12 protein-coding genes are annotated in these 11735 nt (G+C 66.0%); 6 read left to right on the forward strand and 6 right to left on the reverse strand.

Annotated elements, in window-relative coordinates; all coding sequences use genetic code 11:
- Positions 1-46 precede the first annotated feature (46 nt).
- From OHB26_RS09845 to OHB26_RS09870, 6 genes are read right to left on the reverse strand one after another with little or no spacing between them, the layout of a single operon-like run.
- Entirely contained in the window at positions 47-1654 is a 1608-nt protein-coding gene (locus OHB26_RS09845; protein WP_330183884.1) for an acyl-CoA synthetase, read from the reverse strand.
- Between the two features lie 12 nt (positions 1655-1666).
- Positions 1667-2923, reverse strand: a complete 1257-nt coding sequence (locus OHB26_RS09850; RefSeq protein WP_330183885.1) for a hypothetical protein — start codon at positions 2921-2923, stop codon at positions 1667-1669.
- Entirely contained in the window at positions 2917-3465 is a 549-nt protein-coding gene (locus OHB26_RS09855) for a nuclear transport factor 2 family protein (protein ID WP_442942889.1), read from the reverse strand. The genes OHB26_RS09850 and OHB26_RS09855 overlap by 7 nt, the downstream gene beginning before the upstream one ends.
- A 10-nt stretch (positions 3466-3475) precedes the next feature.
- Positions 3476-3667: a ferredoxin gene (locus tag OHB26_RS09860; RefSeq protein WP_330183886.1), complete on the reverse strand. Its 192-nt coding sequence runs from the start codon at positions 3665-3667 to the stop codon at positions 3476-3478.
- Between the two features lie 2 nt (positions 3668-3669).
- Positions 3670-4455, reverse strand: coding sequence for an SDR family oxidoreductase (locus tag OHB26_RS09865; protein WP_330183887.1), 786 nt, complete (start codon positions 4453-4455; stop codon positions 3670-3672).
- Positions 4455-5669: a cytochrome P450 gene (locus OHB26_RS09870; RefSeq protein ID WP_442942890.1), complete on the reverse strand. Its 1215-nt coding sequence runs from the start codon at positions 5667-5669 to the stop codon at positions 4455-4457. The genes OHB26_RS09865 and OHB26_RS09870 overlap by 1 nt, the downstream gene beginning before the upstream one ends.
- 158 nt (positions 5670-5827) lie before the next feature.
- Here OHB26_RS09870 and OHB26_RS09875 point away from each other — a divergent pair, with 158 nt between their 5' ends.
- The 6 genes from OHB26_RS09875 (at position 5828) to OHB26_RS09900 (ending at position 11711) form a co-directional block, all read left to right on the forward strand.
- Positions 5828-7288 carry an aldehyde dehydrogenase gene (locus OHB26_RS09875; RefSeq protein WP_330185565.1) on the forward strand — a complete coding sequence of 487 codons (1461 nt, stop codon included), beginning with the start codon at positions 5828-5830 and terminating at the stop codon, positions 7286-7288.
- An 11-nt stretch (positions 7289-7299) separates the two neighbouring features.
- Positions 7300-8052, forward strand: a complete 753-nt coding sequence (locus OHB26_RS09880; RefSeq protein WP_330183888.1) for an SDR family oxidoreductase — start codon at positions 7300-7302, stop codon at positions 8050-8052.
- Positions 8049-8924, forward strand: a complete 876-nt coding sequence (locus tag OHB26_RS09885) for an NAD(P)-dependent oxidoreductase (protein ID WP_330183889.1) — start codon at positions 8049-8051, stop codon at positions 8922-8924. Before OHB26_RS09880 ends, OHB26_RS09885 begins: the two co-directional genes overlap by 4 nt.
- 1 nt (position 8925) lies before the next feature.
- Positions 8926-9282 (forward strand): carboxymuconolactone decarboxylase family protein, encoded by a 357-nt coding sequence (locus OHB26_RS09890; protein ID WP_330183890.1) that lies wholly within the window; start codon positions 8926-8928, stop codon positions 9280-9282.
- An 83-nt stretch (positions 9283-9365) separates the two neighbouring features.
- On the forward strand, positions 9366-10838 hold the full coding sequence (locus tag OHB26_RS09895; RefSeq protein ID WP_330183891.1) for an FAD-dependent oxidoreductase: 1473 nt from the start codon (positions 9366-9368) through the stop codon (positions 10836-10838).
- A 15-nt stretch (positions 10839-10853) separates the two neighbouring features.
- A complete protein-coding gene (locus tag OHB26_RS09900) occupies positions 10854-11711 on the forward strand; it encodes an LLM class F420-dependent oxidoreductase (protein WP_330183892.1) in 858 nt (285 codons plus the stop codon).
- The last annotated feature ends 24 nt before the right edge of the window (positions 11712-11735 follow it).

Genomic DNA, 11735 nt, shown 5'->3' on the forward strand with positions numbered 1-11735 from the left:
TATCCCGAAGAATGGACCCTGATATGGCACTACTTTCCATAACTGGTTATTGCACCTCGTGATCCGGTGCGGCGGATTCCGCGAAGGACTTGGCCCAGCGATAGTCGGGCTTACCGCTGGGAGTCCGCGCGACGGTCTCCGTGACCCAGATCCGGCGCGGCAGTTTGTATCCCGCGAGATGTGCCCGGACATGGCGTTCGAGGTCGGCGAAGTCCACCGCGTCGGCGCTCGACACCACCGCGCCGACCAACTGCCCCCAGCGCTCGTGCGCGATCCCGATCACCACCGCGTCGTACACGCTCTCATGCGCCTTGACCACGGCCTCGACCTCTTCGGGAAAGACCTTCTCGCCCCCGGTATTGATCACCATATTGCCGCGCCCGATGAGCGTGATGGCGCCGTCCGCCTCGACCCGCGCGCGATCATCGGTAATGACCATGCGGCGCCCGTCCACGGTACGGAACAGCTTCTCGGTCTTGACCGGATCCTTGTAGTAGCCGATCGGCACATTGCCGGTCTTGGCCAGCCAGCCCTCCGAACCCGGTTCGACCGGATGCCCATCGTCGTCCACCACCGTCGCGCCGCGCCCGGTATTGACCCGCGGCCCGCGCCCCGGATCGTCATCCTTCTGCGCGAAACCGATTCCGCCGAACCCGGTTTCGGAGGATCCGATGGATTCGCTGACCAGCGTGCTCGGAAAGAGTTCCAGCAGTTCGTTCTTCACCGGTTGGGTGAGCTGCGCCGCACCGGAGCCGATGGAGAAGACCGAGGAGGCGTCCACGGGTGCGGCCCGATAGGCGTCGACGAGCGGCCGGGCAATCGCATCACCGGTGATGACCAGGATATTCGCTTGTTCCCGGGCCACGGTCTGCCAGATGCGCGCCGGATCGAAGCGGGGTTCGAACAGCACGGTATTGCCGGACCACAGCGCGGTGAAGGTCGGCATCATGGCGGCGGCGTGGATCAGCGGCGGTAGTACGAACCAGCGCATGGGGTGTTCCTGGGCCGCGCCCGCCCGGGATTGCTGGTACTCGTCGGCTATCGGTTCCCCGGTGTAGAAGTCGATACCGCCGCCGAGTACCCGCCACATATCCTCCTGCCGCCACATGACGCCCTTGGGTAGTCCGGTGGTGCCGCCGGTGTACATGATGAAGAGGTCGTCGGCGCTGCGCTCACCGAAATCCCGTTCGGGAGAGCAGTTCTCGAGCGCCCACTCGTAGGGCATGGACCGGGTGGGAAGATCCGCTCCGTCCTGATCGTCCTCGACCACCAGGCTGTGCCGCAGCTTGGGCAATTGCCCCCGCACCGCCTCCAGCAATGGCGAGTAGCACCGGTGATGCACGACCATCTCCAGGTCGGCATTGTCGTAGACGTACCGTAGTTCCTCGGCCTGGTAACGGAAGTTGATATTGACCGGTACCGCGCGAATCTTGAAGCAGCCCAGCAGGGTTTCCAGGGTTTCGATGCTGTTGTGCATATGGAAACCGATATGGGTGCCGGGTCCGGCCCCGGCATGGGCGAGGTGGTGCGCGAGCCGATTGGCCCGCTCGTCGAGTTCGGCGAAGGTGCGCCGCCGCGCACCCTCGATGACGGCGAGACGGTCGGGTACCGCGTCCGCCGAGTGTTCGTAGAGGTCGGCGAAGTTGCAGGCCATGACTTTCGCTTTCTACAAGACGGTGAGGGGAAGGGGAATGCCCCGGTCGGCGAAGGCGAACGCGGCCCCCGTGCTGAATCGGGTGATGGCGACTTCCCCGAATTCACGGAAAGGTGCCGCGGCCAGGCCGAATTCGAGGATCATCTCGTCGGCGGTCGAAGACCGCACACTGACCTCGAACCGGGGATTGACACCGCGGGCAAGGGAATTCAGTGCCTCGAGGTGTTCGGAATCCACCAGCGCGGCCCAGGCTCCGTCGGCTACCGCACCGCAGTCGCGTCCGAGCCGCAGCTCCACGATCTGCTCGCCGCCGGAGACCGAAGATCCGATCTCGGCATCCACATAGGCCAGGGGATTCAAGGCCGGATGCAGGCGCAGCACCTTCGCCAGTGCGGCGGCGTCATCTCCGAGCCCGAGCGCGGTGCGCAGCCGTTCGGAGGTCAGTCCCGCGATGCCGGTGAACTGCTTGCGCGTGATATCCAGTGCCACAGCGGAATCCGAGCGTTCGGTAACGGCCCGCCGAAACGCCAGCGTCAGCAGGTGCTGCTGGAGGCACACCTCGTCGGCGATCCGAATCAGCGCCGAGCGCGAGAAGTCCCCGAACCGCAGATCGTTCAGCAGCGGTCCCGAATAGTCCGACTGCCCATCGTCTTCGGCATCGACGGCCGCCAGTTCCACGGTGGCCGCGCGGGTTCCGGCCAGTGCCAGCGCATCGGGCTCCGGCGGTGTCGGCTCCAGCGACCGATCGATGGTCACCGTCCACGCGCACACCGGTGTCCGATCGGCGGGCACGCGGGGTGGCCGATGTATCGGCCGCACTCGCGCATAGGGATTGGTGGCCAGCGCGGTCGCATCGAAGGTGGGGTCTTCGATGTGGTGGCACATGCCGACCACGTACTCCTCCCCCATCGGCTCCACATCGGCGAGCGCGCCGCAGTGGTCGAGGTGGAATTCACCATTGTCGTGATCGCGGACCCGGTACCGGAAGTCCATGAACTGCGGTGGCGCACCGATATCGAGCTGGAAGCCCTTGAAGATGGCGTCCACCCCGTCCCCTGCGATACCCAGCGCCGCGCGCATGCGCCGGGTGTAAAGCGGACTGGCCCAACGCCATTCGTCGATGGCGACGCCGGTCATACCCTCGCGGCCGAAAGCGGCGATGGCGTGCGCCATCCCGGAGCGGTCGATCAGATGCCCGCACAGCAGCAGCTCGGGTACCAGAATCGCGAGCTCGGATCGGGACAGCGAATCGTATCGACTGTTCACCACAGCGAAGCCGGTCCCTGCCCGACCGGGTACCAGCCCTTCAGCGGCTCTCCCGAGACGGATCGCTCGATGCGCTTCTGCATCCCGTCGGACAGCACGCCATTGGAGATCATCTCCACGAAAAGCGCTGTGACATTACCGAAGTCGAAGAAGTCGCGCTGCCACGACCACTGCCCGTCGCCCGCGTACCGGAACCAGCTGCCGCCGATGCCCTCTGGACTGTACGGCCGCCCGTCGGCCCGGCTCTTCTCATTGATCTGTCTCCAGAATCCGATGACGCTGCCGCTGCGTTCGTCGACCACGAATTCCTGGTACGGGTAGGTCCAGCCCTCCAGCCCGAACATCTCCTGCCCGAGTGCGATATCGCGGATCTCATCGCGGCCGACGGCCATGAATTCCTGGGTGGGGCCGTAGTTCCAGCCGTAGGTGGCGTCGGGGGTGTAGAAGTCGGCCAGGGGTTTCCAGTCGCCGAGCGCTTCGCAGCGCTGGTTCTCCTGCACCCACCGGGTGATCATGTCGTCGAGTTCGTCGCGGGACCAGGCCATGATGGTTCCTTCAATCTTCACGTAGCGAAAGCGCCTGGGTGGGGCAGTAGCGGACGGCCTCACGGGCCGCCGCCAGCTCGTCGCCGGGGTCGGCGCGGAGTATCTCGACCTGTCCCTGTTTGGGTACACGGAACAGTGCGGGGGCTTCGTCCTGGCAGACGGCGTGCCCCTGGCACAGGTCGAGGTCGACGACGAGCCGCATGATTACTCTCCCGATTTGGTCAGAGGTGCTTCGGGCTGGACTTCGACCAGCACGAGATGCGCACCGCGTGGAGTGCCGACCACGGCGACAATGGCCGCGGCGATATCGGAGGCCTTCAGGAAGTACGGGTGCCGGGCGAAGCCCCACTTCACCCACTCCTCGAGCATGGGCCCGACGACCTCGGGTTCGGCGGTCATTCCCATACCGGTGAGGGTCTGCCCCGGTCGCACGATCGAGGACCGGACGCCGGTGCCCTCCAATTCCATTCGGAGTTGGCGCGCAAAGGCTTCCACGCCCATTTTGGCGGCGTTGTACGCACCGACCCCGGGCCGGGCCCGATCGGCGCAGTCCGATCCGATGACCACGAAGTCGCCGCGTTGCCGCTCGATCATGCCGGGAATGACCCGGTGGGCGAGCCGCTGCGCCCCGACCAGGTGCACCCGGGTCTGCGATTCGAACAGCTCCGGATCCATCTCCCAGCCCTTGGCGAACTCCAGATCCCCGGCCCCGGAAACCACGATTTCCATTGGCCCGAGCGCTTTTTCGGCGGCGAGCACGAATTCGTCGACCGAGTCGGTAGCGGAGACATCGAGCCGATGGGCGAACGCCTCACCGCCGTCGGCGCGGATCTTCTCGGCGAGGGTTTCGCAGATCTCCAGCCGCCGCGCGCCCAGCGCGACCGGATAGCCCAGCTCCGCGAGCGCGACGGCGGTGGCGGCGCCGATGCCCGAGGACGCCCCGGCGATCAGTACCGGCCGTCGTTCCGGATGTGGTGCGAAGCGTGGCATTACCGAACCTCCACTGTCACAGGCAGTTTCGCGAATCCGCGGACATTCACCGAATGCACGCGTTCGCTACCCGCCGCCAGGTTGTACGACCGCACGCGATCGGTGAACTCGCGCAACACGATTCCGGCCTCCAGGCGGGCCAGATGTGCGCCGAGGCAGAAGTGCACGCCTTTTCCGAAGCTGATCAGCCCGCCCTTGTCACCGCGCTCGATGTCATAGCGGTCCGGATCATGGAAGACGCCGTCATCGCGATTGGCGGATCCGATGAGCAGCAATACCTTCGAGCCCTGCGGAATCGTCTGCCCGTAATACTCCAGATCGACCGCGGCGGTGCGCGCCAGAATCTGGCTGGAGGCGTCGTAGCGCAGCGTCTCCTCCACCCAGTCGCCGACCAGATCCGGATGCTCGGCGACCTTGGCGTACTGCTCCGGATTCACCCCGGCCCAGTGCAGGGCATTGCCGAGCAGTTTGGTGGTGGTCTCATTACCGGCGACCACCATCAGGAACATGAAGCCGAGGATCTCGGCGTCGGTGAGCCGATCACCGTCGGCCTCGGCATCCAGCAGTGCGGAGGTCAGATCATCCGTGCGCCGTTTGTGCCGGGCGGCGACCATCTCGTTGTAGTAGCCGAACAGCTGTACCGCCGCCTCCATGGCGGGTACCGGGACATCGAGTACGCCCTCTTCGCGATGCAGCAGCAGATCCGCCAGCCTGCGCAGTTCGGCGCGATCACTGTCGGGTACGCCGAGCAGTTCGGAGATGACGTCCATCGGGAGTTTGCCCGCGACATCGTCGATCCAGTCGAAACTGCCTGCGGCCAGCGCGGGTTCGAGATGCTGCAGCGTGATCTCGCGAATCCGGTCGCTCATCTCGGTGACCCGGCGCGGGGTGAAGCCCTGGTACACGAGTTTGCGCAGCCGCAGGTGGCGCGGATCGTCCATGGCCAGGAAGGACATGGTGTGGTGCGCGTGCGGTCCCCAGGCGGCCGGGTCCAGTGAAACCCCGTTGGCGCTGGAGAGATTCACATTGTCGCGGAATCCGGCGGAGACGTCGGTGTGCCGGGACAGGGCCCAGAAATCCAGTCCGGGGTGGTGATAGAGGGGAGCTTCGGCGCGCAGCCGCTGGTAGACCGGGTACGGATCCTCATGGATGGCGTAGTCGTACGGGTCGAACAGCAGCGGTTCGAGTGACGCGGCGGACAACTGACTGGACATGTGTCTGCATGTTACTGGCGCAACGGCGAACTGACAACGAATTCGGAAATTCGCCATGAGAAAGAGTCTCTCAAACTGAAACATGTTCTTGCGCGTTTCCGAGCGACGAACCTATAGTCCGTACACGTGTCCAGACAGCATCGGAGCTACCGTTGAGCCTGAGCAATCTCGTACCGGACGGCGGTTCCCAACTGCTGATCGGCGGCAAACTCGTCCCCGGCCGGGGCAACCTGTTCGCCAACGTCAACCCCGCGACCGGCGAGCAAATCGGCTATGCGGCCAATGCCGACGCGGCCGATATGGACGCCGCCATCACCGCCGCCCGCACCGCCTTCGACACCACCGACTGGGCGCAGGACCCGGCCTTTCGCGCCACCTGCCTGCGCCAACTCCGCGACGCCCTGCGCGATCATCTCGAGGACCTGCGCGAGATCACCATCGCCGAGGTGGGCGCACCCCGCATGCTCACCGCCGGCCCCCAACTCGAAGGCCCGATAGGCGATCTCGGCTGGTTCGCCGACCTGGCCGAAAACTATGACTGGGAAACGGATCTCGGCATCGCGTCCCCGATGGGCATCAAGAGCGGCCGACGACTCCGGCGCGAACCCATCGGTGTGGTCGGCGCGATCACACCGTGGAACTTCCCGCATCAGATCAACTTCGCCAAGATCGGCCCGGCCCTGGCCGCCGGTACGACGGTGGTTCTCAAGCCCGCCCCCGACACCCCGTGGTGTGCGGCGGCGGTCGGCCGGATCATCGCCGAGGAGACCGATATTCCGGCCGGTGTGGTCAATATCGTCACCTCCGACGATCACGGGCTGGGCGCGCAGCTGGTCGCCGATCCGCGCGTGGACATGATCTCGTTCACCGGGTCCACGCGGACCGGTCGCGCCGTTATGGCCGCTGCCGCGCAGTCACTGAAGAAGGTGTTCCTGGAGCTCGGCGGGAAATCGGCCTTCATCGTGCTCGATGACGCGGATCTGAAGGCGGCGGTGAGCTATGCGGCCTTCGGGGTCACCGTGCACGCGGGTCAGGGCTGTGCGATCAGCACGCGGCTGCTGGTACCTCGTGCGCATTACGACGAAGCCGCCGAGATCGCGCAGCGGACCCTGGCCGGGATCAAGCCCGGTGATCCGAACAAGCCCGGAACCATCTGCGGCCCACTGATTTCCGAACAACAGCGCGCGCGAGTCGAACGTTATCTCGACAGCGCGCGCGCCGAGGGCGGCACCGTCACCGGCGGTAACCGCCCGGACCTGCCCGGCTACTTCATCGAACCGACTCTCATTGCGGGCCTGCCGAATTCGGCGACGGTCGCGCAGGAGGAGATCTTCGGCCCGGTGCTGACCCTCATCGCGCACGACGGTGATGACGATGCGGTCCGGCTGGCCAACGACTCCCCCTACGGCCTCTCCGGCTCGGTCTGGGGCACCGATCCCGAACGCCTGCGCACGGTCGTCAATGGCGTGCGCACCGGCACCCTGAGCGTGAACGGCGGCGTCTGGTACTCCGCCGACGCGCCCTTCGGCGGATACAAACAATCCGGCATCGGACGGGAAATGGGCGTTGCCGGATTCGAGGAGTACCTCGAGACCAAACTCATCGCGACCGGTTGCTGAAGGAGCACGTCATGGCCCGATTCACGGATAGAACCGTCATTGTCACCGGAGCCGCCCAGGGTATCGGCGAGGGGTACGCCAAGGCCCTCGCGGCCGAGCAGGCCAAAGTCGTTGTCGCCGATCTCAATAGCGAGCGCGGGGAGGCCGTCGCCAAACAGATCACCGCGGACGGCGGTACCGCGGTCTTCCGCGAGGTCGACGTCTCCGATCCCGAATCCACCGCCGCCGTAGCGGAATTCACGGTCGGTGAGTTCGGGCGGATCGACCACCTGGTCAATAACGCCGCCATCTACGGGGGTATGAAGCTGGACCTGCTGCTGACGGTGCCGTGGGACTACTACAAGAAGTTCATGAGCGTGAATCTGGACGGCGCGCTGAATATGACCCGCGCGGTCTGGAAGCAGATGAGCAAGCAGGGCGGCGGGTCGATTGTGAATCAATCCTCCACCGCCGCCTGGCAGTACTCCGGCTTCTACGGACTCGCCAAGGCCGGGATCAACAGCCTCACCCAGCAATTGGCGCATGAACTGGGCGGGTCCAATATTCGGATCAACGCCATCGCGCCCGGGCCGATCGATACCGAGGCCACCCGCAGCATCGTGCCGGGCAAGTACGTCGACGAACTGGTGAAGACCGCGGCCATCAAACGGCTGGGCACACCGGAGGATCTGGTGGGCGCCTGCCTGTACCTGCTCTCGGACGATGCGAAGTGGGTTACCGGGCAGATCCTGAATGTCGATGGCGGGCAGGTGTTCCGAGCATGAGCGAGCTGGCGATCGGATTCATCGGCCTGGGCAATATGGGTGCGCCCATGGCCAAACGCCTACTCGAGTGGCCGGGCGGGCTGGTGGTCTGCGATATGCGACCGGATGCGTTGACGCCCTTCACCTCCGGCGGTGCGCAGGCGGCGGCCACGGCGGCCGAGGTAGCCGAGCGCACCGGTGTGGTGTCGGTGGTCGTGCTCGACGACGCGCAGGTGCGCGCGGTGGTCAGCGGGCCGGACGGCATTCTGCAGACCGCGAAGCCGGGCACCGTGATCGCGGTGCACTCGACCATCGCCGACTCCACGGCGGTCGAGTTGGCGGCCGAATGTGCCGAGCACGGGGTGGAATTCGTGGACGCGCCGATCAGCGGGGGCGCTCCGGCGGCGCACAAGGGCGGGCTGGCCGTCATGGTCGGCGGTAGTGCGGCCGCCTTCGAAACGGTGCGCGCGCCGTTCTCCAGTTTCGCCTCGCTCATCGTGCACGCGGGCGAGGTCGGTGCGGGTACTCGAATGAAGTTGGCGCGCAATCTGCTGCATTTCGTCGCCTTCACCGCCGCCGCGGAGTCGCAGCGGCTGGCGGAGGCGGCCGGGTTGGATATCACCGAACTCGGCAAGGTGGTCCGGCACTCCGACTCGCATACCGGCGGTCCCGGAGCGATCATGTTGCGGGACACCACCTCTCCGGTGGCCGAGGGTGACTTCTGGCTGCCGATTCTCACTCATGTCCGTGATCTCGGCGAGAAGGATCTCTCGCTCGCCCTGGACCTGGGCCGCCGACTCGGCGTCGATCTGCCGCTGGCCGATCAGGCGCTCGGTGGTCTCGGGGACGGGCTCGGGGTCGGACGCGGACCTATCGCAAAGGAGCAGTGGTGATATGACCGACGAACGCCGGCAGCGCGGGCTGAAGAAGATGAGCGAGGTGTACGGCTGGGAGTTCCAGGACGGCCCGGGCACGCACTTCGCCGTCACCGCCGATCATCTGTTCGCCGATATCTGGTCGCGGCCCGGGCTCTCCATTCGCGATCGCCGAATGTTGTTGCTGGGCGCGGTGACCGCGCAGGGCCTGTTCGATATCGCCGAGATCCAGGTCGGCGCGGCGCTGCGCAATGAAGAGCTGGACGAGGAGCAGTTGCACGAGATCGCGCTGTTCCTGTGTCACTACGTGGGCTGGCCCGCGGGGACCACGCTGGACGGCATTGTGGGTAAAGCCGTCAAGAAGCACAGTGGGTAAAGCCGTCAAGAAGCACAGTGGGTAAAGCCGTCAAGCAGCACAAGAAGAAGTAATTCCCTCCACCAGTTAGGAATTCGAAAACCATGGCCGATACCGCAACCGTCCGACCGCTCCGGGCCGGCGAGGTGAGCTCCTGGGATCTCGAGGCCGATGTGGTCGTCGTCGGCTACGGCATTGCCGGGGTGTGCGCGTCCATCGAGGCGGCCCGGACCGGGGCCGATGTGCTCGTACTGGAACGCACCGGCGGCTGGGGTGGCGCGGCCGCGCTCTCCGGCGGCTTCATCTACCTCGGGGGCGGTACGGCGCTGCAGCGCAAGCTCGGTTTCGAGGACACCCCGGAGAATATGGAGGCGTTCCTGACGGCCGCGCTCGGTCCGGGTGTGGACAAGGCCAAGATCCACGATTACTGCCGGGGCAGTGTCGAGCATTTCGACTGGCTCGTCGCCAATGGTGTTCCGTTCAACGAAGTGTTCTGGGGCGAACCGGGTTACGAGCCGCCCGCCGATGAGGGGCTGATGTTCTCCGGCGGCGAGAATGCCGCACCGTTCAACACCATCGCCACCCCCGCGCCCCGTGGTCATCTCGCCTGGACCAAGGATAAGAAGCTGGGCGAGAAGGGCGGCGGCTACATGCTGATGGAGCCGCTCGCCCAGACCGCCGAAAAGCTCGGCGTACGACAGGAATTCGACGTGCGGTTGCAGCGGCTGGTCGTCGATGACGACGGCCGGGTGGTGGGTGTGGCCGCCAAGCGGTACGGCAAGGAACTCTTCGTGCGCGCCGAACGCGGCGTGGTGCTGGCCACCGGCAGCTTCGCGTACCAGCACGAAATGGTGGAGCGCTTCGCGCCCAAGATCAGCGGGCGGCCCGCCGCCACGGTCGAGGAGCATGACGGTATCGGCATCCGGGTGGCACAGGCGCTCGGCGCGGATCTGGCGCATATGGATGCCACCGAGGTCGCGCTGATCGCCGATCCGCAGGTGGTGGTGCGCGGAATTCTGGTGAACGGGCGTGGGCAGCGGTTCATCACCGAGGACACCTACCCCGGCCGGATGGGACAGGCGGTACTGCAGGATCAGGACAATCAGGCGTACCTCATCATCGACGAGCAGGCACTGGAGGCGGCATTCGAGACCAAGTCGTCCATGTCGTTCCTGCGGATCGCACCGACCTGGGTGGCCGAGACCGTCGAGGAGCTCGAGGGTGAGATGAGCCTGCCCGCGGGCACCCTGCGCGCGACCATCGACCTGTACAACAAGCATGCCGAGAACGGCGAGGATCCGTTCCTGCACAAGAAGCCGGAGTGGGTCAAACCCATCGGCGAGCCGCTCGGCGCGTACGACCTGCGCGGATACACCGGCGGATTCACCCTCGGCGGGCTGCGCACCGATCTCGACTCCCGGGTGCTGCACGTCTCCGGCGAGCCGATCCCGGGACTGTTCGCGGCGGGCCGCGTCACCTCCGGCATCTGCGCGGGCGGATACGCCAGCGGCTGCTCGCTGGGTGACGGCAGCTTCTACGGTCGGCGCGCGGGCGTGGCCGCCGCCAAGGGCAACTGAGAGGGCTTGCGGCACATGCGATTCGGAATCGTTCAATTCACCAGCGACCGCGGCATTCGGCCCGCCGTCGCCGCGAAAGCCGCTGAGGAACAGGGCTTTCAGTCGTTCTTCGTACCGGAGCACACCCATATCCCGATCAAGCGGGAGGCGGCGCATCCGGGTACCGGCACCGCTGAACTCCCCGATGACCGGTACACCCGGACATTGGATCCGTGGGTGACGCTCGGGACCATCGCGGCGGTCACCACGAAGATCGAACTCTCCACCGCCGTGGCACTGCCGACCGAGAGTGATCCGATCACCCTGGCCAAGACGATCGCGACGCTGGACCATCTCTCCGGTGGACGGGTCACGCTGGGCGCTGGATTCGGCTGGAATACCGATGAACTCACCGATCACGGGGTGCCGGGCAACAAGCGGCGCACGGTGCTGCGCGAGTATGTCGAGGCCATGCGGGCCCTGTGGACACAGGAGGAGGCCAGCTACTCCGGTGACTTCGTCTCCTTCGGCCCGAGCTGGGCGTGGCCCAAGCCGGTGCAGGCACATGTGCCGCTGCTGATCGGCGCGGGCGGCACGGAGAAGACGTTCAAGTGGATCGCCCGGTCCGGTGACGGCTGGATCACCACACCCACCGAAACCGATGTGTCCGCCTCCACCGCGCTGCTGATGAAGTGCTGGGCAGAGGCCGGGCGCGAGGGCGCACCGCGCGTGGTGGCACTCGACTTCAAACCCGATGCGGACAAGTTGGCGCGCTGGGCCGAGGCCGGTGTCACCGATGTCCTCTACGGTATGCCGGACAAACCGGAGGCCGATGTGCTCGCCTACCTGGAGCGGTTGGCGGGCAAGTTGGAGCCGCTCGGCCTGGTCCGTTGATCGCGGATCCGTCCGACTTCTGAA

The sequence above is a fragment of the Nocardia sp. NBC_01503 genome (assembly GCF_036327755.1).
Classification (GTDB): Bacteria; Actinomycetota; Actinomycetes; order Mycobacteriales; family Mycobacteriaceae; genus Nocardia.

Bases quoted from the DNA above. Each gene is read 5' to 3' on its own strand.
- OHB26_RS09855 (WP_442942889.1), bottom strand. From the start codon at position 3,465: ATGGCCTGGTCCCGCGACGAACTCGACGACATGATCACCCGGTGGGTG.
- OHB26_RS09880 (WP_330183888.1), top strand. From the start codon at position 7,300: ATGGCCCGATTCACGGATAGAACCGTCATTGTCACCGGAGCCGCCCAG.
- OHB26_RS09900 (WP_330183892.1), top strand. From the start codon at position 10,854: ATGCGATTCGGAATCGTTCAATTCACCAGCGACCGCGGCATTCGGCCC.
- OHB26_RS09890 (WP_330183890.1), top strand. From the start codon at position 8,926: ATGACCGACGAACGCCGGCAGCGCGGGCTGAAGAAGATGAGCGAGGTG.
- OHB26_RS09860 (WP_330183886.1), bottom strand. From the start codon at position 3,667: ATGCGGCTCGTCGTCGACCTCGACCTGTGCCAGGGGCACGCCGTCTGC.
- OHB26_RS09865 (WP_330183887.1), bottom strand. From the start codon at position 4,455: ATGCCACGCTTCGCACCACATCCGGAACGACGGCCGGTACTGATCGCC.
- OHB26_RS09845 (WP_330183884.1), bottom strand. From the start codon at position 1,654: ATGGCCTGCAACTTCGCCGACCTCTACGAACACTCGGCGGACGCGGTA.
- OHB26_RS09885 (WP_330183889.1), top strand. From the start codon at position 8,049: ATGAGCGAGCTGGCGATCGGATTCATCGGCCTGGGCAATATGGGTGCG.
- OHB26_RS09895 (WP_330183891.1), top strand. From the start codon at position 9,366: ATGGCCGATACCGCAACCGTCCGACCGCTCCGGGCCGGCGAGGTGAGC.
- OHB26_RS09870 (WP_442942890.1), bottom strand. From the start codon at position 5,669: ATGTCCAGTCAGTTGTCCGCCGCGTCACTCGAACCGCTGCTGTTCGAC.